Source organism: Ruegeria sp. HKCCE3926 (assembly GCF_017872515.1).
Lineage (GTDB): Bacteria > Pseudomonadota > Alphaproteobacteria > Rhodobacterales > Rhodobacteraceae > Ruegeria.
This window is the reverse complement of the sequence record NZ_JAEDOU010000001.1, coordinates 1,033,543-1,054,105: the sequence shown is the minus strand read 5'-3', so window position 1 is coordinate 1,054,105 and position 20,563 is coordinate 1,033,543. Positions and strand designations below refer to the sequence as shown.

The following is a 20,563-nucleotide window of genomic DNA, read 5'->3' as shown; positions in this document are numbered from 1 at the left end:
ATTCGAAATTGTGTCAAAGGCAAAGGAAGAATTGTAATGGATACAATTTGGCCGGACGCTCTGCCAAAATCCAAGGGTCCGAAATACACATTGGTTGCTGACGCAATAAGAAAAGCTATTGGTGACAGGAAATTAGATGTTGGCGCCAAGCTTCCGCCGGTTCGTGAGCTGGCGTATCGCCTGCAAATCACACCTGGTACAGTCGCACGTGCCTATACGATCCTGACCGACGAGGGCTTGCTCCACGCCGAGGTTGGGCGTGGTACATTTGTGGCCCCGCCGAAATCACCGATTCTGGATGATGTCTGGGCCAGGCAACTGCATCTGAGGGAAGACAAGTACAACGCCAATGTCAGCCTGTTCAGCCCGCGTTTGCCGGATGCGGGGCAGGTCGCGCTTATCCGGGAATGCCTGCAAAAGGTTTCGCAAGCTGATCCCGGCCTGTTTCTGAATTACCCCACGCGGGACGCGTATATACCCATGAGGCAATCGGTCGTGGATTGGCTGTCGGATTTGCCGCTGGGCCCGCTGACCCATGACGACATAGTCTTGACCCATGGCGGGCAGAACGGATTGTGTCTGGTGTTCCAGACCATCCTGCGCGGACCCAAACCAATCGTGTTGGTTGAAGACCTCTCTTACGCCGGGTTTCGTCGGGCCGGAGAGTTGATGCGCGCCGAAGTCATTGGCGTCAAGATGGACAAATGGGGCATCGATCCGGTGTCGATGGAGCATGTCTTGCGGCAAACCAATGCTCAGGCCGTTTGCGTCTCGCCAGAAGTTCAGAACCCCACCGGCATCCACACGCCGCTGGAACGCAGGAAAGAGATCGTGGACGTCGCCCGGCGCTTCGACCTTCAGATCGTGGAAGACGATTGCTATCGCATGGGAGAGGCGCGTGAACCCAGTTACCGCGCGCTCGCCCCCGAGCGGGGCTGGCACGTGTCGTCCATTTCAAAGATACTCACACCCGCTTTGCGCGTTGGCTTTGCCATTGCCCCAAGGGATCGCAGCGTCGATCTGCGCCGATCGGCCGAATATGGGTATTTTGGCCTGGCTCAACCCTTGGCCGAACTGACCCGGCTGCTGCTGTCGGATCCGCGTACCCGCCAAATTGCACAGGATGTGCGCAAACGGATGGGCGATTATGTTCGGATCACCGTCAACGCGCTGGGTGGGTTCGATCTGAACTGGGCACCGGATGTGCCTTTTGTCTGGCTGAACCTGCCATCGGGGTGGCGGTCTGCCGCGTTCAGCCGCGCGGCAGAGCGGGAAGGCATTCAGCTCAGATCAGCGGATGAGTTTGCCCTGCGCGACGGGCGCGCTCCAAACGCAGTGCGCATCGCAATGAATGGTCACGTTTCGTTGGAACGGTTCGAGGACGCAATGCTGAGGTTGCGCGCTTTGCTGGACAATCCGCCTGAACAGATCAGCGTCTAGCATTCAACTCAGCGGCGGCGGGTCGCCAAAGAATCCGGCCAGATGGGCAATTTTTCCGTCCTCGTCCAATCGAATGAAATCATGCCCGGCCACCATGATTGCGCCGTTCGGGGCCACCATATGCCAAGTGAAGTGGACGACATCATGATGCGACACAGGGCTGCTGGTGATTTCGACACGCCCATTCGAATTCAAAAGGACTTCGCCGATATGTGTACTCAACCGCTCACGGCCTGAAACATCGGCTGTCGGATCCACGTACCGACCGTTTTCCACAAAGCACTGGGTCAGAAGCGCAAGCCGTTTTTCGGCCGACTTTTCCTGCCAGGCCGCGCCATAGTTTTCAATCGTGCGCATCAATTCCTGCATTCGACCCTCCGTGGTTGGGCATGATCAATTCCAACCGAGTGTATCAGAGTGTCGAAATTTGGGCGATCTCGGTGCTGAAAGCGTGGGGTAAAATAATACCTATTTAACAAGCCATTGTTTTAAAACGTTTTAAATGGCGTTTGGTCGCTTGACGTGGCGGTCATGGGTGTCTAGATACGCATCCATCGAATTCGGGCCGCCTCGCTTGGGGCGGTCTTTCACATCAAACAGGACTATCCTGCCATGAAAACCTTTTCTGCAACACCTGCAGACATCGACAAGAAATGGATCCTGATCGACGCCGAGGGCGTTGTTCTGGGCCGTCTTGCGTCGATCGTCGCCATGCGTCTGCGTGGCAAGCACAAAGCGTCGTTCACCCCGAACATGGACATGGGCGACAACGTCATCGTGATCAACGCTGACAAGATCCAGATGACCGGCAAGAAGCGCGAAGAAAACTTCTACTGGCACACTGGCCACCCGGGCGGCATCAAGTCGCGCACCAAACAGCAGATCCTTGAGGGCGCACACCCCGAGCGCGTCGTGACCCAGGCGGTCAAGCGCATGCTGCCGGGCAACCGCCTGTCGCGCAAGCAGATGACCAACCTGCGCGTTTATGCCGGTGCCGAGCATCCCCACGAGGCGCAAGCGCCCGAAGTTCTGGACGTCAAGTCCATGAACAAGAAAAACACCCGGAGCTAATGACCGATGGCTGATCAGATCAATACTCTCGAAGAGCTGAGCGCCGTCGCAGGCGTTGAAACCGTGGCCGAAGAAGTCATCGTGCGTGAACCCGTACGTGACGAGCTGGGCCGTTCGTACGCCACCGGCAAGCGTAAAGACGCTGTTGCCCGCGTTTGGATCAAGCCGGGTTCCGGCAAGGTCACCGTGAACGGCAAAGACCAAGACGTCTATTTTGCACGCCCCGTTCTGCAACTGATCCTGCGCCAGCCGTTTCAGGTTGCTGGTGTCGAAGGCGAGTTCGACGTTGTCGCCACTGTCAAAGGTGGTGGCCTGACCGGTCAGGCCGGTGCGGTCAAGCATGGCATCTCGAAAGCGCTGCAACTGTACGATCCCAACCTGCGCGGCGCTCTGAAAGCTGCTGGCTTCCTGACCCGCGACAGCCGCGTTGTGGAACGCAAGAAATTCGGTAAGCGCAAAGCCCGCCGTTCGTTCCAGTTCTCCAAGCGTTAATTCGCCGGGAAAACCCAACAAAGAAAGGGCTCGCAATTGCGAGCCCTTTTGCATTGTGTTGCGGGAAATCTTATTCTTCGTAGACGAGCTTCCACGCGCCGTTTTCAACGACATTGACGAAAACCGTATCCGCGCCCTGATGGTCGTCAGGACCATAGGTGATGTGATTGCCGACCAGGTCATCCTGATAGTCCAGTGACTCCATCGCTTCGATAAAGCTGTCATGGGTCAGGTCAGGGCCCGCGGCTTCAAGCGCTTTGACCATCATTTCGGCAGCGGAATAGCCCAACATGGCAAATCCAACCGGATCTTCGCCGGTCGCGGCCTTGTATTCTTCGATAAATGCCGCCGGGGCAGGTTGATCCGCACGCGCCCAAAGATCCTGCCACGAGGCTGCTGCATAGAACCCGTCAGTCACTCCACCGGGAACCTGTGCCACGACTGTCAGGAAACTGGCCGAAGTCCCAAGGAACTTCATGTCCGTCAGGCCCATCTTCTTGGCCGTGCCAACTACGGTGATCGCCTGACGCACCCCAAGCGCCATGGTGACGATATCGCAGCCTTCTTCCTTGAGCTTGCTGAGCGACCCGACAAAATCCGTCTCATCCGGTTTGTGGGTTGTTTCAGATCCAAAAGCGATCCCGGCTTCTTCGGCACCGGCCTTGCTGCCTTCAAGAATTTCCTCGCCAAAATCTGTTGGCAGATACATGGTGCAGACCGTCTTTGATCCAAATTCTCCGGCCAGGTATTTCACACCGACACGCGCCTGATCATAGTAGGTCGAGAAAGACGTGAACTTGTTTCGCATCGGCTCTTGCAACATCTGACGCGCAGCGGTCAGAGGTGCCACGTTGGGAATTCCCTTGGGATCCAACAGCTTGAACCCAGCCATGTTCATCGGCGTGCCAAGCGATTGCAGCATGGCGAACACCTTGTCGCGGTTCAGCAGTTTGTTGTAGCCCTGCATCGCACGCGGCATCTGGTATCCGTTGTCCTCGACCACATAGCGGATTTTGCGCCCGTGTATGCCACCGGCTTCGTTCACCCGGTCGAATACCACATTCGCACCTTTGGTCGCCGGGACACCCACCGCGGCGAAGATGCCGCTCAGGTCGTTGACGGACCCGATGACAATCTCATCATCCGTCACGCCCTGCGTCTGAGCCCAACCGATGCTTGCCGAGGCGGTCAACGCTGTGGCGGCGGCCAGCCATTTGAATGACTTCTTCATCTTTCTCCTCCCGAAAACTCTTTGGCTAAGTGTACATGTCTTCAATCAGATGTCCGTGTTTCTTTTCGACCAGGCCGCGTTTCAGCTTCATCGTGGCGGTAAGCTCGTCATCCTCGGCGGTCAGCAGAACGTCGATCAGGCGAAAATCCTTGATCTGCTCGACCCGTGCGAATTCCTTGTTCACTGCGGCCACTTCGGCGCCGATCAACTCCTTGACTTCGGCCGCGGCGCAAAGCGAGGTAAAGTTCGAAAAAGGGATTTTCTGGTCCTGCGCATATTTCTCGACATTTTCCTGATCGATCATGATCAGCGCCGTGAGGTATTTGCGCCGGTCGCCGATGATCACCGCGTCCGAGATGTAATGGCTGAACTTCAGCCGGCTTTCGATTTCGGCCGGGGTGATGTTCTTGCCACCGGCGGTGATGATGATGTCTTTCAACCTGCCGGTGATGGTAACGTACCCGTCCTTGTCGATACGCCCCATATCGCCGGTGCGCAGCCAGCCATCGGCGGTAAAGCTTTCCGCTGTCTTTGCGTTGTTTTGCCAATAGCCCTGAAAGATGTTCATGCCTTTGAGCTGAATTTCACCCTCGTCCGAGATGCGGATATCGCACCCCGGGACGACCTTGCCGATGGTTCCGATCTTGTTGCTTTCCACGGTGTTGAGTGTTGCAAGGCCGGACGTTTCGGTCATGCCGAAGCCCTCGACGATCGGCACGCCGATGGCCCAGTACCATTTCAACAAATCCGCCGAGATAGGCGCAGCACCCGTGCCACCCCGGCGCAGTTTGTCCAAACCGAGCATCCGGCGCAGATTTTTCAGAACCAACTGATCCCAAAACCAGAACCGGGCCGCGATGGCGGCGGGAACGGGTTTTCCCGAACTCACATAATCGGCCCGCCGTGCGCCGGCCTTCAGGGCAAGACCGTATGCCATTCGACCCAACGGCGTTGCATCCTGCGCCAGGATTTGCACATGCGCATAGATCTTTTCCCAGACTCTCGGCACCGCCGTGAAGGTCGAAGGCGAGACCTCTTGCAGATTTGCAAAGACCGTCTCGGGGCTTTCCGCGAAATTCACCGTGCAGCGGGCGGCCAGCGGGAAATAGACAGATACGTCGCGTTCAAGAATATGGCAGAGGGGCAGGAAACACAGTTGTTCGTCACTGGCCTGCGTCGGCAATGACCAGGCACCGGCCTCAATGCCGGCCAGGATGTTTTCATGGCTTAACATAGCACCCTTGGGCTGGCCGGTGGTGCCGGATGTGTAAACCAGCAATGCTGTGTCCTGAGGTTTGGCCAATGCGATTTCGGCTTCGAACCGTCCCGGATCTTCCTGTTCGGCCTGCTGGCCCAAAGCGTAAAGATCGTCGATCATCATGCAGCGCGGATGGGTCAGGTCGTGCAAGCCTTCGTCTTCCAGAATGATCACCTTGATCAGATCCGAAACTTGATTTTCGACTTCCAGAAATTTGTCCAGATGCTCTTCGTCCTCGACGATGAGGAACTTGCTGCTACTGTCGTTGACCAGATATTGCAGTTGATTGGCCGAATCCGTGGTGTAGACGCCAGAAGAAATGCCCCCGACGCACTGAATGCCCATATCGAACCACATCCATTCCTTGCGGTCCTCGGACAGGATCGAAACAACGTCACCGCGTTCCAGGCCCAGCTTGCGCAGGGCAAGCCCGATCCACTTGGCGCGCTGCCAGTAGTCGGCCCAGGAATATGACTTCCAGATGCCCAAATCCTTTTCGCGATGGGCTGTACGATCCCCCAGTTCCGCGCAACGGTGTTGAAACAGCATGCTGATGGTGGTGCACCCATCCACGCGCAACGGGCGTTGTCCGGGGGTTGCATTCAGTTCAACGCCGTTGATCTTGACCTGCGAGGCGAGGGGCGTGGCATCCATCTTGCTTACCTCCACGTCTTCTTGCGTTTCCAACGGCGGCTTTCGCGTGCGCCTTCTTCCTGCACGCCAAGATAGAAGTTCTGGATGTCTTCGGATTTCAGCAACGTATCCGCGGCACCGTCCATGACGATGCGGCCTACCTCCATCACGTATCCATGATGCGCCAACCGCAACGCCGCATTGGCGTTCTGTTCGACCAGAAGCATCGTCATATGCTGTTCTTCGTTCAGACGTTTCAGAATGGCGAATATTTCCTGCACCAAAAGCGGTGACAGACCCAGTGACGGCTCATCCAGCAGCATGATGCGGGGACGGGCCATCAGCCCCCGTCCGATTGCCAGCATCTGTTGCTGCCCGCCCGAAAGGGTACCGGCCTCTTGCGTGCGACGATCTTTGAGAACGGGAAAGTAACTGAAAACAAGCTCGCGATCCTGGTCGATCTGCACTTTGTCCGTTCGGGTATACGCGCCGAGGCTCAGGTTTTCATCGACGGTGAGCAGAGGAAACACCTCGCGCCCTTCGGGTACATGCACGATCCCGCGCTGGACGACGGTATGCGGCTCGGCCCCCTGAATGTCGTCTCCATCAAAGGTGACCGTGCCTTTTTCCGGGTCCATCACCCCCGAGACGGTTTTCATCAACGTCGTCTTGCCGGCACCGTTTGCGCCAAGGATCGAGACAATCGTACCTTCGTGAACGTCCAGTGAAACACCGCGAATGGCCATTATCGGGCCATAAAAGCTTTCGACATTGCGGATTTTCAGGATTGGCGCGCTCATGAAGCTTTCCCAAGGTAGGCTTCGATCACTGCCGGGTGCGATTGAACTTCGGCCGGGGTCCCAAGCGCCAGTTTTGCGCCGTCTGCCATGGCCAGAACCCGGTCTGACACGCCCGAGACCAGGCCCATGTCATGTTCTACCATCAAAACGGTGATGCCCATCTGCCGTCGGATATCATTGATCCACCAACGCATGTCCGTTGTTTCTTCCACGGACAACCCCGAGGCCGGCTCATCCAGCAGCAAGAGTTTTGGGTCAGTTGCCAAAGCCCGTGCAACTTCGACCACTTTGCGTACGCCGTAGGGCAGCCCCGATATCATCTTGTCGCGATAGGCTTGCAGGTCGAGAAAGTCGATGATCCGTTCCACTTTCTCGCGGTTTTCCAGTTCCTGTCGCTTTGCCGACGGGGTGAAAAGAATCTCGGAAATCAGGTTTGTCCAGCGGTGGCGGTGGCGTCCGACCAGCAGGTTTTGCAGGACGGTTGCGTGTTCGAACAGCTCGATGTTCTGAAATGTCCGCGCGACGCCATAGGCGGCGACACCGGACGGTTTGACCCGAAGCAGATCATGACCGTCATACCGGATCGCCCCGTCAACGGGATCGTAGAACCGGGAAATCAGGTTGAAAACAGTGGACTTGCCCGCACCGTTTGGGCCGACGATGGCAAAGACTTCACCATCCCGAACGTCGAATGACAGGTTATCCACCGCCGTCAGGCCGCCGAACTTGAGGGTGACATTTTCGAACTCCAGCAAGCTCATCTCAGACGCTCCGTCTTGAGATAGGATTTCTGCCGTTTGAACATGTCTTTTCGATAGAAGGGGAACAGCTCGAACCAGGTGCGGATTTTCAGCCAGCGGCCATAGATGCCCATGGGTTCGAACAGGATGAAAGCGATCAGGATCATGCCGAAGATGCCGAACTCCAACCCCGGAATGGCGACTGTATTGCCGCCGAACAGGGCGCCGGCATATTCTTTTGAGATCGACAGAAACTGCGGCAGGAACCCGATCACGATCGCGCCCAGAAACGCGCCGTGGATCGACCCCAGCCCGCCGATGACGATCATCATAAGCAGTTGGATCGAGATCAGAACACTGAAGGTTTCGTTGTTAAACGCTCCGGCGAACAATCCCATCAGCGCCCCGGCCCAGCCCGTCACCGCGCAGGACAACGCGAAAGAGATCATCTTTGTCCGCGCGATGTCGATGCCCATCGCCTGGGCCGAAACCTCCGAGTCGCGCACCGCGATGAAGCTGCGCCCCAAAGGCGCGCGCAGCAGGTTGATATATCCCAGTGTGACCAGCACGGCGACGGTCAGGACCAGCCAGAAAAACTGATCGGGCGTTCCCCAGCGGTCCACCAAATGGCCGAAGATTTCGACCCCGCCGACATATTTGCCTGCAACGCCGCCGGTGATGGGTTCGGACAAAACGATGATGTCGTCCATCAGGATCGAAAGAGCCATGGTGAAGATGGCCAGATAGATGCCATGCAGGCGCAGGGCAGGGATCGCAACGGTCACGCCCGCGATCCCCGTCAGGATGCCGGCCAGCGGAAAAGCGATAAGAAAGGGCACCCCGGCTTCAATCAGGGCAACGTTGGCATAGCAGCCAAAAGCCAGAAAGGCTGCGTGGCCCAGACTGACTTGCCCTGTATGCCCGGTCAGGACCGTCAGACCCAACCCGGCGATGGCCCAGATCAGGACGTTGGTCAGCTCGCCCAGATAGAACTCATCCAGCCACCAGGGGGCTGCGGCAACGACTGTCAGAAGGATCAGATACAGGACAAGCTGGTAACGGTCTTTCCACGGGCGGATATCCTGCATGTAGTCGGTTTTGAAGATGATCCGCATGGCTCAGACCTTTTTGACCCGAACCTGACTGAACAACCCGTTGGGGCGAAAGATCAGCACCGCCAGCAGCAGGGCGTATGGCGCGATCTGGCTGTAACCCGCCGCTATATAGCGGCTGGCGAAGGGCTCGATCACCCCGACGACAAGACCGCCGGCCAGCGCCCCGGGCAGGCTTCCGAACCCGCCGATGACGGCGGCGGCAAATGCCTTGATTCCCAGCAATCCCGTTGTCGGATCCACGGCGCCCTTGGCGGCGAACAGAATTCCTGCAATCCCCGCAACGATCCCGGCCAGCGCCCAGATGAACCCCTGAACCCGCTTGACAGGCACGCCCATGTAATACGCCGCCAGCTGGTTTTGCGACGCCCCCTGCATCGCCAGCCCGAGTTTGGAACGGTTGAAAAAGACGTAAAGGCCCCATGTCAGCAGGATGGTGACGACGATCACGGCGACATCCTCCAGCCCCAGTACAAGGCCGCCAAAGCGCAGCTCTTTCCCCGCAAGCGGGTTTTGCAGCGTTTGCGGTTCGTGCCCCCAGATCAATCCGGCCACGAAACGGATCACAAAGCCCAGGGCGATGGTCAGGATAACGACGGCGGTCTGACTTTCGCCAAACAGGCGACGGATGATCAGGCGATCCAGAAGATATCCCAATGCCCCCATGATCCCCAGCGAGATCGGCAGGGCCAGCCAGAACGGCAGGCCCATATATTCGGTGTTGGTCAGGCCGATGGTGACAAAGGCCCCCAGCATCATGAAATCGCCCTGTGCGAAGTTCACCGCTTCGGTCGCCTTGTAGATCAGAACAAAGCCAAGCGCGATCAGGCCATAGACACACCCGTTTGCCAGTCCGCTGATCAGCAGCTGCGCGTTATCCAAACTGTCCTCCCTCGACCGGTTTGCCGGTGTCGCGTTCCGCCCGCGCGCATCCTCCGGTGACGCGGGTTTGTTCTACTATGGCGTTATTATCACCTTGCCGTCACTCTTTTTCAGCGCATCAGCCAGGTTTGGCACAAGATTTCTGAGTGTAAGGTGTTCAGAAACATCCGTTTTCCAGCGCCCGTCGGCAAACCGGGCCTGAACTTCGGCCACAACTCGCATCTGATCGGCGGGCGGGGTCGACATCATCCAGCTTGTCAGCCAGAACCCTTCGATCCGCTTTCCCATGAAAATCAACTGCCCTGTCTGAGTCAGTGTCGGCGCCTCGGTAGAAAGCTTGCCATAACTGATCCAGCGCGCCCGGTTGGGCATGGCGCAGAACAATTGTTCGGACAATTGGTCCGTCACGGCATCCAGAAACACGCGCGGTTTCAACTGCGCGCTCAGATCCGCAAACTTTGCGACAATGTTTTCGTCGGTTGTCACAAGCACTTCGACCGCGCCAAGGTCTTTCAACATCCCTGCCGTCTCGGCCCGGCGTACCAAAGCGATCGGCTTCAAACCCAGATCCCGACCAAGGCTGCACATCAGCTTGCCCAACTGGCTGGTCGCGGCTGATACCACGAAGGCATCGCCGTCGGCCTTGGCCATATCCACCATAGCCATCGCCGTCATTGGATTGACGATCTGGGCGGCCCCGTCATCGTCCGAGATATCAGGGCGCAGAGGGATGCACATCTGCATCTGTGTGACGACATATTCCGCCCAGGCCCCCGATCCGTCGGCGACGAACGCAACGCGTTGCCCTTGCAAGGCCTCGGCGCCCTTTCCTGCGGCCACGACGTCTCCGCATCCTTCAAATCCGGCGGGGGATCCCTTGACCCTCGGCTGCCCGTATTCACCCTTGATGAAATGCAGATCGGACGGATTGACCGAAGCCGCGCGCAAACGGGTCAGCACCTGGCCCGGGCCGGGTTCAGGCGTGGGAACTTCGGCTTCTTCCAGCCAGTCGGCGGCGGTTTCAATGGCCGGTCCGGTGGCCGTACCGGAATACCCGTCATGCTTAAGGATTGCGGCGAACATAGTCTGGGGCAGGTCGGTCATCGGTTGATCCTCGAATTTGGCTGAATCAAAGCGCGCGCCTTGTCCGAAAAGCCTTCAGACCAGTCGGGCAGGGCGCGGGCATTTTGTCAGGCACAGCCAATCAAAAGCCGCGCAAGAGGTCAATTCAACGACACCGTAACGTAGGGGCAGCGCAGATGCGCCCAGGGGCAAAGGCCGACCCGTGGATCGGCCTTCAACACTTTACTGTTGGGTCAGCAGGTTGGTTAGTTCCTGAATTTTCTGAACAATCGTTTCAGGCGAATCCTTGATATCGTTCACAATCTTGATCGCCTGATCTTTCAGATCGGTGGCCAGAGTGCTGTCCTGAATGGATGTCATAATGCCATCATAGTCGAAGTTGGTCGGGTCCAGCTTGCCTTCCTGAATCCATGAGTTCAGCAACTCCTGCCCCTGACCGGCCAGCGCGGCCACCTGATCGCTGGCCTCCTGAGCCGCATCAGAGGCCTGATCCGCCACCGATGACGCTGCTTCGCTTGCCTGATCTGCAACCGATGACGCGGCTTCTGTCGCTTGGTCCGTCAGCGACGAAGCTGCTTCGGCGACTTGTTCGGTCGCGGCATCGACAGCGTCAGAGGCAGCGTCCTGTACAGATGAAGCTGCGTCGGTCACCGCTTCGGCGGCTTCTTCTGCCGCAGTTTCCAAACGCTCAGCGGGTGTGGGTTCGGGTTGATTGAGGTAATAGTATCCGCCAGCGCCAATTGCGGCGATGACGATGGCAAGAATAAGAGTACGCGACATGTGTGTCTCCTTTGGAAATTGTGTCGCCGGGATGCGCTAAAAATAACTCAGGTACAAAGGGGAATTCCCGATAATTCTCAGCAGAATAGAGTATAAGCCGGGCTATGCTCATTGTCCTTTGAAACGCGGCAAGAACACGCCTGCACAAAGATGAGGCGACCGGTTTTGGCAGCGATCCGCCGGGAATGGCCTGCAGACGCAACCAATTTTCGGGCGCTTCCTGTGGGCCAAAGGCAGCATTGAGCCAACATTGGAAAAGTGGCGGAGAGACAGGGATTCGAACCCTGGGTGGGCTTGCACCCACAACGGTTTTCGAGACCGCCCCGTTCGACCACTCCGGCACCTCTCCGCGGGGGTCTGTGAGGGGGGGATTTAGTGAGGAACGGGCAGGGGTGCAAGCAGAAAATTCGGGAATTGAAGAAACCCGGGATTTTCCGTTGCCTGCCAGCGCAAAACTCCTAGTCTGATATCTATGATACAGTTTGTACGCCGCTCCGCCTTTTGGTTTCTGGCCCCGCTCTTTGCGCTTGTTCTGATCCCCATGGAACTTTCCGCCGCCAGCCGCGATCGGATAGAGGCCTTTCTGACCACGACCGGGTTTGACGTTGCCCTGGAAAGCATCGCGCTAAGCTCGAGGTCTGCCCCCCAGATGCTGGGGATTGACCCGGATGGATTCGGATCGGATTGGACGCGTCTGGCAGACGAAGTCTTTGACGTCGGCGCCATGCATGAGACCGCGGTTTCCATCCTCGAACAAACTCTGAGTGATGAGGCCCTGACACACGCGGTTGACTTTTATGCGTCGGATCTGGGGCAGCGCCTGGTAGAGGCCGAGAACGTCTCGCATATGCTTGAGGACGATGAAGCTAAGCAGCTGGAAGGCCAAAAAATCATCGCAAACCTGATCAAGGACGGATCGCAACGGGTCGAAAGTTTCAAGCGTATGAACAAGGCGATCGATTCGACCGGTACCGCAGTGCGGGCCCTGCAAGAAATTCAGGTGCGTTTTCTTCTGGCAGCCAGCGCTTCAGGTGTCATTGACCTGCAACTTGATGCGGATGAATTGCGTGCGCTGATGAAGCGGAACGAAGCCGGTATGCGCCAGTCACTGCAACTGTCCAGCCTTGCGGGGGCAGCCTATACCTATCAGGACTTTTCCGATGCGGATGTCGACTCGTATGTCGAGGCGCTGGAACAACCCCTGATGCAGGAAGTGTATGAATTGCTGAACGCGATCCAATACGAAATCATGGCCATGCGGTTCGAAGTACTTGCGGCCCGAATGGCCGAACTGCATCCCGCGCAGGATATTTGATGCACCGCGTTTTTCTGACGATTGCGTTTGTTCTGTGGGGCGCACAATTGCTGGCCGATCAAAAGGTCGACCGGCTGGCGCAGGCCATGCACTTGTCGCATGTGATGGAAATTCTCGTACAGGAAGGTCAGGGTCACCGCGAGGAACTTGACGAAACGCTGTTGGACAATACCGGCGGCGCCTATTTTGAAGCGCAGGTCAAAGATATTTACGACCCGGTCTGGATGCAGGAATTCCTGACGGATGCCTTTGAGGCGGGTCTGTCCGTTGCCCAGCTTGATCAGGCGATCCTGTTTTTCGAAAGCGATCTTGGTCAGACGATCGTGTCGCTGGAAAACTCGGCCCGGCAGGCGATGTCGGACCAGGCCATCGAGGACATGGCCCGCGAAGCTTACGAGTCCGTTGAGCGCGACTCGACCCGTTTCGAGTTGGTCGATGAGTACATCCAGGCGAATGACCTTGTCGAAAAGAACGTTCATGGGGCGCTGAGTTCCGACTTCAGCTTCTTTCAGGGTCTTGATGTCGATGCGCAAGGCGACGATCAGGAATTGCTGGCCGAACTTCTTTCACAGAAAGAAAGCCGCGCAGCAGAAACCGAGGCGTGGCTTTATTCTTTTCTTCTGATGGCCTATCGGCCCTTGGACGAGGCCCAGATGCGCGAGAATATTGCGTTTTCCAGAACCGAAACCGGGCGCGCCCTGAATGAGGCGCTGTTTGACGGCTTTGACCGGATGTTCAACGATATCTCTTTCCGATTGGGGCGGACGGTCGCACAGACACTCAGGGCGTCTGATCTCTGACGACGCTTTGGTGTTGACTTTTCCCGGCGATCTATGGATAAGCGCGCATCCCGGCCGGTTTTCCGTGCCGGGTATCGTTATTATTTGACCCTTGGGATGTCCTGATGGTCATTCACACAGCCCGAAAAGGGCGCGCTGTTCGAGGTGGCTTTCAAGTGTCTTGGGGCCGAAAACTCCCGGAAGGGGACCACAGAACGCGGTTAGACAAAGGAAAGACGCATGTTTGCGGTCCTCAAGACTGGCGGCAAGCAGTACAAGGTTCAGGCGGGTGATATCCTCCGCGTTGAAAAGCTGGCTGCCGACGCAGGTGAAAAAGTTCAATTCAACGATGTTCTGATGCTGGGCGGTGACGCTCCGGTTGTTGGCGCACCTTTCGTTGAAGGCGCAGGCGTACAGGCCGAAGTGATCGAACAGATCAAAGGTGACAAGGTCATCAAGTTCGTCAAGCGCCGTCGTAAGCACAGCTCGAAGCGTACCGTTGGCCACCGTCAGAAGCTGACTCTGGTCAAGATCACCGACATCCTGTCGTCGGGCGCTGACAAGTCGGGCATCAAGGCTGCAACCGGTTCGGCTCCGGCTGGCGAAGCGGCACCTGCTGCTAAGCCTGCCAAGAAAGCTGCAGCCAAAGCAGAGGCACCCGCCGCTGCTGCCGCTGACGATCTGACCAAGCTGAACGGTGTCGGCCCTGCCGCTGCCAAAAAGCTGGTTGAAGCCGGTATCGAGAGCTTTGCCGCTCTGGCCGCCTTGTCGGACGAGCAGATTGCTGCTATCGAAACGGTCAAAGTGAAACCCGAATGGGTTGAGCAGGCCAAAGAGCTGGCCAAAGGCTAAGGAGAGAGAGAATGGCACATAAAAAAGCTGGCGGTTCCTCCCGTAACGGTCGCGACTCAGCGGGTCGCCGCCTTGGCGTCAAACTGTATGGTGGCCAGGCCGCCATTTCAGGCAACATCATCGTGCGTCAGCGCGGCACCAAGTTTTGGCCGGGCGAAGGCGTAGGCATGGGCAAAGATCACACCATCTTTGCAACTGTGGATGGCGCCGTGAAGTTCCACAAGGGACTGAAAAACCGCACCTTTATTTCGGTCCTGCCAGTGGCGGAGGCCGCAGAGTAAGCCGAAACCCAGAAGGTTTAAGAAAAATTCATGGGGGACCGGCACAAAGTGCCGGTCCCCTTTCTCGTTTTCAGGAGTGGTCTCATGACCGAAGTGATTAAAACAGAGCGTCTTGTCCTGCGTCGGTTCCGGCGTGAGGATTCGTCGCGTCTGGTCACGCTTCTGAATGACCTCGATGTGGCGCGCTGGGTAACCAGCATTCCGTTTCCTTTTAGCATTGAAGACGCGGAGAACTTTGTCACCAATTTGGCGTCACAAGTTTACGATGCGTTTGCGATTGAAAAAGACGGCAAACTGATCGGAACTGTATCTGCAGGTGACGAACTCGGGTATTGGTTAGGACAGTCCTATTGGGGGCAAGGTTTTGCCACCGAAAGCGCAGGCGCCGTTGTTCACCGTCACTTCAAAGGCGACAGCAATAGCCTGAAGGCTTCTTACCATCTTGGCAATGAACGCTCGCGTTTGGTGCTGTCCAAGCTTGGCTTTGTTCCAACTTCGCGGTCTGAAACCGTTGTGCGTTCGACCGGCGAAGCTGTGGCTCTGCAGTGGATGGAACTGCAGAGGAACACATGGGAAGCGCGGACATGACGGTCGCCACCACCAGTTTCCTGATCTTCGCCGCCAGTCAGATCGGCACACCGGGACCCGCCAATATGGTCCTGCTGGGCACTGGTGCGCGCTATGGCTTTCGGGCCGCGCTGCCATTCGTGGGTGGGGTGATCCTGGGTAAGCAGCTGATCATCTGGCCCGTTGGATTTGGACTGTTGCAGCTTGCGGATCAGGCACCGTTTGTCTTTTTGGTGCTGAAATACGCCTCGGCGGCGTATATCTGCTGGCTTGCGTGGAAAATTGCCAACATGCGCCTTACGCGCGGTGAAACCGCCGCAGAGGTGCCCGGTTTTTGGGCGGGTTTGATCGTTCATCCCCTTAATCCAAAAGCTTGGGCGATGATCATTGCCGGGTTTACCGGCTTTGTCGCGGCTGGCACGTCCAGCCTTAACGCGACGTTCACGATCGCTCTCTGTTTATTGTTTTGCCAGGTGATTTTACACCCGATCTGGACTTTTGCCGGAGATAGAATTGCCCACGTGGTTGAAGGTCGGCCCGCGGAAAAATATCTGATGTGGACGTTAGCCAGTCTCACTGTTGCGTCCGTACTTTTCGTGTTGTTCGGAGGAGGAACACACTCATGAAACTTGAAACAATAATAAATCAGCCGGTCATAGAAACCGAGCGGTTCGATCTGCGCCCTCTGCGCCGGTCGGATATGGGGCTGATCGAGCACTATGCCGGCGATGAGCGTGTGGCACGCATGACGACGAGTATTGCACATCCTTTGGCCCCCGGCTCGACCGAGGCCTTTGTGACGCGCTCGATGGCCGAGGACCGGGACGAGGACGTATGGGTCATGGATGCCACCAAAGACGGCGGTCCGGAACTGATTGGTCTGATCACGCTGAAGCGGCTGGATCGGAACCAGTCCGAAGTCGGCTATTGGGTGGCGCCGATCTACTGGAACACTGGCATTGCGTCGATGGCTGTCGAAGCACTGGTAAATGCCAACCCGCTGAAAAACGCGACGATGTTTGCCAGCGTGTTTCAAGACAATCCGGCGTCGGCCCGGGTCCTGACTCATTGCGGGTTCCAGTATCTTGGCGATGCAGAAAGCTATTCGGTGGCGCGTGATGCGAATGTGCCCACCTGGACATACAGTAAAAAACTCTGACTTGTGGCCGATGGGGCCTTTGCAGTAGGGGACAGACCATGAAATTTCTCGATCTTGCAAAGGTCTACATCCGGTCCGGGGCCGGCGGTAGCGGCTGCGTCAGCTTCCGACGCGAAAAATACATCGAATACGGCGGCCCTGATGGCGGGGACGGCGGTAAGGGCGGTTCTGTCTGGGCCGAAGTCGTGGACGGGCTGAACACCCTGATCGACTTCCGGTATCAGCAGCATTTCTTTGCCAAGAACGGCCAGCCGGGCAGGGGGCAGCAACGTACCGGCAAGGATGGCGATGACATTGTCCTGCGTGTGCCTGTTGGCACCGAGATCCTGGATGAGGATGAAGAAACCGTCATCTGCGATCTGACCGAGGTGGGACAGCGCGTTCTACTGGCGAAAGGGGGCAATGGCGGTTTCGGCAATCTGCACTTCAAATCGGCCACCAACCAGGCCCCCCGGCGTGCAAATCCGGGGCAGGCGGGCATTGACCGCACGATCTGGCTGCGTCTGAAGCTGATCGCCGATGTGGGCCTGCTGGGCATGCCGAATGCAGGCAAATCGACCTTTCTTGCAGCCACGTCAAACGCGCGGCCCAAGATCGCGGATTATCCGTTTACCACGCTGCACCCAAATCTGGGTGTCGTGGGGGTCGACAACGTGGAATTCGTGGTGGCTGACATCCCCGGCCTGATCGAAGGCGCGCATGAAGGACGCGGGATAGGCGACCGCTTTCTTGGTCATGTTGAGCGCTGCGCCGTGCTGCTGCATCTTGTCGATGGTACCTCGGAAACGGTTGCCGATGATTACCGCACAATTATCCACGAGCTTGAGGCCTATGGTGGCGAACTGGCCCAGAAACCCCGGATCACCGTCCTGAACAAGGTCGATGCACTGGATGACGAAGAACGTGATTTGGCCAAAGCCGAGCTTGAAGAGGCCGTTGGCGGCCCTGTGATGATGATGTCCGGTGTTGCTCATCAAGGTGTAACCGAGGTTTTGCGTGCGTTGCGCGGCCAGATCGATGACAATCGTGTTCGTCAGAAACCCGCTGAGGAGACGCAGCCTTGGCAACCCTGACTTCAGCGCGCCGATTGGTTGTCAAAATTGGGTCGGCTTTGCTTGTTGATCGCGAAACCGGCCTGTTGCGCAAGGAATGGTTGTTTTCGTTGGCGCAGGATGTCGCATGGCTCAAGGGGCAGGGGATAGATGTAATCCTCGTCTCGTCCGGGTCGATTGCACTGGGCCGCGGCGTTTTGGGGCTGTCCATGGCGACATTGCCTTTGGAAAAGTCGCAAGCCGCCGCTGCCGTCGGGCAAATTCGTCTGGCGCGCGCATATGAAGAGGCGTTGACGCCTCATGGGATCACCACGGCGCAGGTTTTGGTGACATTGGAGGACAGCGAGGATCGCCGCCGCTATCTGAATTCGCGCGCGACCCTGGAAACTCTGCTGGGTTTGGGTGTCGTGCCGATCGTCAACGAAAACGATACCGTGGCAACGGATGAGATCCGGTATGGCGACAATGATCGTCTGGCCGCGCAAATCGCGGTGACCGTGGGGGCGGACCAGTTGATCCTGCTGTCGGATGTCGATGGTTTCTATTCGGGCAACCCCAACGAGGACGCCTCGGCCACGCGTTTCGAAACAATCGACAAGATCACGCCCGAGATCGAAGCCATGGCGGGCGATGCGGGCTCTGGCTTGTCAAAGGGCGGAATGAAGACAAAGCTGCTGGCTGCCAAGATGGCCACCGCGGGCGGATGTGCGATGGCGATCACGGAAGGGTCGGTTCTGAACCCTCTGAAAACGCTGGAAAATGGCGCAAACTGTACGTGGTTTACCGCAACGCTGGATCCGCACGCTGCGCGCAAGCGTTGGATTTCAGCCATGAAACCGCGTGGCGAAATCACCATCGATGAAGGGGCTGCCAACGCCCTGGCAAATGGCAAAAGCCTGTTGCCCGCGGGCATTGTTGAAGTGACCGGCGATTTCGGGCGCGGCGACCCTGTCGCGATCCTTGACTCCAAAGCCCGCCGGCTTGCGCAGGGGATCAGCCGTTACACCGCGCAGGAGGCTGACGCGATCAAGGGGCGCAAGTCGTCCGAGATCGAGGCGACCCTTGGATATCCCGGCCGTGCGGCCTTGATTCACCGGGATGATCTGGCCCTGTAAATACTGAAAAGACGACCTGAAAGGCACGCGACATGAAAGATTTCGACAGCATTCCCGCTCTGATGGCTGATCTCGGGAAACGTGCCAAAGCGGCATCGCGCGATCTGGCTTTTGCGAGCCCAGAACGCAAACATGCCGCCCTGATTGCAGCAGCCGACGCGGTTTGGGTCAATCGGGCGCAGATCATCGAAGCCAACCGGAAGGATCTGGAGTTCGGCCGAGAAAAAGGTCTGAGCCCGGCGATGATGGATCGGCTGATGCTGGATGAGGCGCGTGTTCAGGGCATAGTCGATGGTCTGCGCGCGGTGGCTGAACAGACCGATCCGGTGGGCGAAGTGCTGGCCGAATGGGACCGCCCGACCGGATTGAAAATCCAACGCGTACGCACCCCGCTGGGTGTGATCGGCGTGATCTATGAAAGCCGCCCCAATGTCACGGCCGACGCAGGTGCGCTGTGTCTGAAATCCGGAAATGCCGTCATTCTGCGCGGCGGCTCCGAGAGCTTTCATTCTTCGACTGCTATTCATGCCTGCCTGGTCGAGGGGCTGAAGGCCGCCGATCTGCCGGAAGATGCGATTCAACTGGTGCCGACGCGTGACCGTGCGGCGGTTCAGGAATTGCTGACCATGACCGACTATGTCGACGTCATCGTTCCGCGCGGCGGCAAGGGGTTGGTCGGGCTGGTCCAGCGTGAGGCCCGTGTGCCTGTTTTTGCCCATCTTGAAGGCATCGTGCACATCTATGTCGACAAGGCCGCTGATCCGCAGAAAACGCTGGACGTGGTGTTGAACGCCAAGACGCGCCGTACCGGGATTTGCGGCGCTGCCGAATGCCTGCTGATCCATCAGGACATCGCCGAAACGCTGGGGCGTGACGTGATCGCCGCGCTGCTGAAAGCAGGGGTCGAGGTACACGCCGAAGGCGCACCTGCGGTCGAGGGTACAATTCCCGCGACGGCGGAGGATTGGGGAAAAGAGTTTCTGGACAGCGTGATCGCGGCCAAGCCCGTCGTCGATATCGACGCCGCCATCGCGCATATCCAACATTACGGGTCGAACCATACCGACTGTATCATGACCGAGGATGACAGGGCCGCGGCCCGTTTCTTTGAGCGCTTGGATAGCGCGATTCTGATGCACAACGCTTCGACTCAGTTCGCCGATGGTGGTGAATTCGGGATGGGCGCCGAGATCGGTATCGCCACGGGCAAAATGCATGCCCGCGGCCCGGTGGGGGCCGCCCAGTTGACCAGTTTCAAATATCTGGTGCGCGGGAACGGAACGATTCGGGATTAAAAACGCAGCACAAGGCGGGTCGCAGCGGCTTCCACGGAAACGCGCCGACCCATCGCGTTTGCCGTTTCCGGCAGCAGAGCGAACTGGACCTGTGCGGGGGTAATCTTGTTGGGGAACCGGCCGGTTGCAACGTGTTTCCATACGGTATTGTCTACGTTCAACTTGTCGGCAGTTCCGGTCACTGTCCAATTGGCGCCTTGGTTCTCGATCTCAACCTCTCCGCCCATCGGCATGGCACTTTCGCAGCACATGAGCGCAAGGAACGCCAGCTTGATTTGGTTGCGCGGCATGGGCTCGGTCATAAACCAGTTTACCCGCACCCGTCCGGTGCGTTCGATGTCCTTGAGCAGTTCGGCCACTTCGGCGCGGCCCAGCGGCTGTTCTCCTGCTGATCCGAAGGCAACCCGAAAAAACCGGATACGCGCGCCCGCACTGCCGACGCTGCCCGAGATCAACTCCATCTCGGGGCCCTGGACAGCACCAACCATGTCCAACAGCTCCAGCCCGTTGGTGATCGCCCCGATCGGGCTGATCAGATCGTGGCAGATCCGTGAGCCGATCAATTCAGCCAGGTTGACGTTCGTGTTGCCCATGCATACCTCCTGCGGTATCTGCCGCAGGAACCG

The 20,563-nt window shown here is 57.8% G+C and carries 23 protein-coding genes and 1 tRNA gene; 13 read left to right on the top strand and 11 right to left on the bottom strand.

The annotated features are described in order from the left end of the window. Positions 1–36: 36 nt before the first annotated feature. Complete coding sequence (locus I9184_RS05355) at positions 37–1,440, top strand: PLP-dependent aminotransferase family protein (protein WP_209833171.1); 1,404 nt, start codon at positions 37–39, stop codon at positions 1,438–1,440. A 3-nt stretch (positions 1,441–1,443) separates the two neighbouring features. Here the strand turns inward: I9184_RS05355 and I9184_RS05350 are convergent, their stop codons facing one another. After that, entirely contained in the window at positions 1,444–1,809 is a 366-nt protein-coding gene (locus I9184_RS05350) for a nuclear transport factor 2 family protein (RefSeq protein WP_171632540.1), read from the bottom strand. Between the two features lie 243 nt (positions 1,810–2,052). On the opposite strand from I9184_RS05350, the gene rplM reads away from it, so the two are divergent. Then, a complete protein-coding gene (gene rplM / locus I9184_RS05345; RefSeq protein WP_152457950.1) occupies positions 2,053–2,511 on the top strand; it encodes a 50S ribosomal protein L13 in 459 nt (152 codons plus the stop codon). 6 nt (positions 2,512–2,517) lie between these two features. After that, entirely contained in the window at positions 2,518–3,003 is a 486-nt protein-coding gene (gene rpsI, locus I9184_RS05340) for a 30S ribosomal protein S9 (RefSeq protein WP_152457951.1), read from the top strand. Positions 3,004–3,073: 70 nt separating this feature from the next. Here the strand turns inward: rpsI and I9184_RS05335 are convergent, their stop codons facing one another. The 9 genes from I9184_RS05335 to I9184_RS05295 form a co-directional block, all read right to left on the bottom strand. Continuing rightward, the gene (locus tag I9184_RS05335; RefSeq protein ID WP_152457952.1) at positions 3,074–4,234 is read right to left on the bottom strand and encodes an ABC transporter substrate-binding protein; all 1,161 of its coding nucleotides are present in this window, start codon (positions 4,232–4,234) and stop codon (positions 3,074–3,076) included. A gap of 25 nt (positions 4,235–4,259) precedes the next feature. After that, positions 4,260–6,146 carry a long-chain fatty acid--CoA ligase gene (locus tag I9184_RS05330; protein WP_209833169.1) on the bottom strand — a complete coding sequence of 629 codons (1,887 nt, stop codon included), beginning with the start codon at positions 6,144–6,146 and terminating at the stop codon, positions 4,260–4,262. Positions 6,147–6,151: 5 nt separating this feature from the next. Continuing rightward, positions 6,152–6,925 carry an ABC transporter ATP-binding protein gene (locus tag I9184_RS05325; RefSeq protein WP_171723298.1) on the bottom strand — a complete coding sequence of 258 codons (774 nt, stop codon included), beginning with the start codon at positions 6,923–6,925 and terminating at the stop codon, positions 6,152–6,154. Then, positions 6,922–7,686 carry an ABC transporter ATP-binding protein gene (locus I9184_RS05320; protein ID WP_209833167.1) on the bottom strand — a complete coding sequence of 255 codons (765 nt, stop codon included), beginning with the start codon at positions 7,684–7,686 and terminating at the stop codon, positions 6,922–6,924. The genes I9184_RS05325 and I9184_RS05320 overlap by 4 nt, the downstream gene beginning before the upstream one ends. Further along, a complete protein-coding gene (locus I9184_RS05315; RefSeq protein ID WP_209833165.1) occupies positions 7,683–8,780 on the bottom strand; it encodes a branched-chain amino acid ABC transporter permease in 1,098 nt (365 codons plus the stop codon). Before I9184_RS05315 ends, I9184_RS05320 begins: the two co-directional genes overlap by 4 nt. A gap of 3 nt (positions 8,781–8,783) precedes the next feature. Continuing rightward, entirely contained in the window at positions 8,784–9,659 is an 876-nt protein-coding gene (locus I9184_RS05310; protein WP_171168199.1) for a branched-chain amino acid ABC transporter permease, read from the bottom strand. Positions 9,660–9,734: 75 nt separating this feature from the next. Continuing rightward, the gene (locus I9184_RS05305; protein WP_209833163.1) at positions 9,735–10,763 is read right to left on the bottom strand and encodes an alcohol dehydrogenase catalytic domain-containing protein; all 1,029 of its coding nucleotides are present in this window, start codon (positions 10,761–10,763) and stop codon (positions 9,735–9,737) included. Between the two features lie 201 nt (positions 10,764–10,964). Further along, the gene (locus I9184_RS05300) at positions 10,965–11,522 is read right to left on the bottom strand and encodes a hypothetical protein (protein WP_171632522.1); all 558 of its coding nucleotides are present in this window, start codon (positions 11,520–11,522) and stop codon (positions 10,965–10,967) included. Positions 11,523–11,781: 259 nt separating this feature from the next. Then, positions 11,782–11,871 (bottom strand) — tRNA-Ser (locus I9184_RS05295). A 123-nt stretch (positions 11,872–11,994) separates the two neighbouring features. On the opposite strand from I9184_RS05295, the gene I9184_RS05290 reads away from it, so the two are divergent. The 10 genes from I9184_RS05290 (at position 11,995) to I9184_RS05245 (ending at position 19,937) form a co-directional block, all read left to right on the top strand. Next, a complete protein-coding gene (locus I9184_RS05290; RefSeq protein ID WP_171632520.1) occupies positions 11,995–12,837 on the top strand; it encodes a DUF2059 domain-containing protein in 843 nt (280 codons plus the stop codon). Beyond that, complete coding sequence (locus I9184_RS05285; RefSeq protein ID WP_171632517.1) at positions 12,837–13,637, top strand: DUF2059 domain-containing protein; 801 nt, start codon at positions 12,837–12,839, stop codon at positions 13,635–13,637. Before I9184_RS05290 ends, I9184_RS05285 begins: the two co-directional genes overlap by 1 nt. 219 nt (positions 13,638–13,856) lie before the next feature. After that, complete coding sequence (locus tag I9184_RS05280) at positions 13,857–14,468, top strand: 50S ribosomal protein L21 (protein WP_171632514.1); 612 nt, start codon at positions 13,857–13,859, stop codon at positions 14,466–14,468. Positions 14,469–14,479: 11 nt separating this feature from the next. Next, positions 14,480–14,749: a 50S ribosomal protein L27 gene (rpmA, locus tag I9184_RS05275; RefSeq protein WP_058271644.1), complete on the top strand. Its 270-nt coding sequence runs from the start codon at positions 14,480–14,482 to the stop codon at positions 14,747–14,749. 84 nt (positions 14,750–14,833) lie between these two features. After that, positions 14,834–15,337: a GNAT family N-acetyltransferase gene (locus I9184_RS05270; RefSeq protein WP_171723292.1), complete on the top strand. Its 504-nt coding sequence runs from the start codon at positions 14,834–14,836 to the stop codon at positions 15,335–15,337. After that, a complete protein-coding gene (locus I9184_RS05265; protein ID WP_171723291.1) occupies positions 15,334–15,942 on the top strand; it encodes a LysE family translocator in 609 nt (202 codons plus the stop codon). Before I9184_RS05270 ends, I9184_RS05265 begins: the two co-directional genes overlap by 4 nt. Beyond that, on the top strand, positions 15,939–16,475 hold the full coding sequence (locus I9184_RS05260) for a GNAT family N-acetyltransferase (RefSeq protein WP_152457964.1): 537 nt from the start codon (positions 15,939–15,941) through the stop codon (positions 16,473–16,475). Before I9184_RS05265 ends, I9184_RS05260 begins: the two co-directional genes overlap by 4 nt. A 38-nt stretch (positions 16,476–16,513) precedes the next feature. Further along, positions 16,514–17,548, top strand: a complete 1,035-nt coding sequence (gene obgE / locus I9184_RS05255) for a GTPase ObgE (protein WP_209833161.1) — start codon at positions 16,514–16,516, stop codon at positions 17,546–17,548. Next, a complete protein-coding gene (proB, locus tag I9184_RS05250) occupies positions 17,536–18,642 on the top strand; it encodes a glutamate 5-kinase (RefSeq protein ID WP_209833159.1) in 1,107 nt (368 codons plus the stop codon). Before obgE ends, proB begins: the two co-directional genes overlap by 13 nt. A 32-nt stretch (positions 18,643–18,674) precedes the next feature. Then, complete coding sequence (locus tag I9184_RS05245) at positions 18,675–19,937, top strand: glutamate-5-semialdehyde dehydrogenase (RefSeq protein ID WP_209833157.1); 1,263 nt, start codon at positions 18,675–18,677, stop codon at positions 19,935–19,937. Here I9184_RS05245 and I9184_RS05240 read toward each other — a convergent pair. After that, a complete protein-coding gene (locus tag I9184_RS05240) occupies positions 19,934–20,530 on the bottom strand; it encodes a histidine phosphotransferase family protein (protein WP_209833155.1) in 597 nt (198 codons plus the stop codon). The two genes, I9184_RS05245 and I9184_RS05240, sit on opposite strands and share 4 nt — an antisense overlap. Positions 20,531–20,563 lie beyond the last annotated feature (33 nt).

Coding starts and splice junctions, on each gene's coding strand:
- I9184_RS05280 (WP_171632514.1), top strand. CDS start 13,857: ATGTTTGCGGTCCTCAAGACTGGCGGCAAGCAGTACAAGGTTCAGGCG.
- I9184_RS05305 (WP_209833163.1), bottom strand. CDS start 10,763: ATGACCGACCTGCCCCAGACTATGTTCGCCGCAATCCTTAAGCATGAC.
- I9184_RS05270 (WP_171723292.1), top strand. CDS start 14,834: ATGACCGAAGTGATTAAAACAGAGCGTCTTGTCCTGCGTCGGTTCCGG.
- I9184_RS05240 (WP_209833155.1), bottom strand. CDS start 20,530: ATGGGCAACACGAACGTCAACCTGGCTGAATTGATCGGCTCACGGATC.
- obgE (WP_209833161.1), top strand. CDS start 16,514: ATGAAATTTCTCGATCTTGCAAAGGTCTACATCCGGTCCGGGGCCGGC.
- I9184_RS05245 (WP_209833157.1), top strand. CDS start 18,675: ATGAAAGATTTCGACAGCATTCCCGCTCTGATGGCTGATCTCGGGAAA.
- I9184_RS05260 (WP_152457964.1), top strand. CDS start 15,939: ATGAAACTTGAAACAATAATAAATCAGCCGGTCATAGAAACCGAGCGG.
- I9184_RS05325 (WP_171723298.1), bottom strand. CDS start 6,925: ATGAGCGCGCCAATCCTGAAAATCCGCAATGTCGAAAGCTTTTATGGC.
- I9184_RS05320 (WP_209833167.1), bottom strand. CDS start 7,686: ATGAGCTTGCTGGAGTTCGAAAATGTCACCCTCAAGTTCGGCGGCCTG.
- I9184_RS05265 (WP_171723291.1), top strand. CDS start 15,334: ATGACGGTCGCCACCACCAGTTTCCTGATCTTCGCCGCCAGTCAGATC.
- I9184_RS05335 (WP_152457952.1), bottom strand. CDS start 4,234: ATGAAGAAGTCATTCAAATGGCTGGCCGCCGCCACAGCGTTGACCGCC.
- I9184_RS05285 (WP_171632517.1), top strand. CDS start 12,837: ATGCACCGCGTTTTTCTGACGATTGCGTTTGTTCTGTGGGGCGCACAA.
- I9184_RS05300 (WP_171632522.1), bottom strand. CDS start 11,522: ATGTCGCGTACTCTTATTCTTGCCATCGTCATCGCCGCAATTGGCGCT.
- I9184_RS05350 (WP_171632540.1), bottom strand. CDS start 1,809: ATGCAGGAATTGATGCGCACGATTGAAAACTATGGCGCGGCCTGGCAG.
- I9184_RS05330 (WP_209833169.1), bottom strand. CDS start 6,146: ATGGATGCCACGCCCCTCGCCTCGCAGGTCAAGATCAACGGCGTTGAA.
- rplM (WP_152457950.1), top strand. CDS start 2,053: ATGAAAACCTTTTCTGCAACACCTGCAGACATCGACAAGAAATGGATC.
- I9184_RS05355 (WP_209833171.1), top strand. CDS start 37: ATGGATACAATTTGGCCGGACGCTCTGCCAAAATCCAAGGGTCCGAAA.
- rpmA (WP_058271644.1), top strand. CDS start 14,480: ATGGCACATAAAAAAGCTGGCGGTTCCTCCCGTAACGGTCGCGACTCA.
- I9184_RS05290 (WP_171632520.1), top strand. CDS start 11,995: ATGATACAGTTTGTACGCCGCTCCGCCTTTTGGTTTCTGGCCCCGCTC.
- rpsI (WP_152457951.1), top strand. CDS start 2,518: ATGGCTGATCAGATCAATACTCTCGAAGAGCTGAGCGCCGTCGCAGGC.
- I9184_RS05315 (WP_209833165.1), bottom strand. CDS start 8,780: ATGCGGATCATCTTCAAAACCGACTACATGCAGGATATCCGCCCGTGG.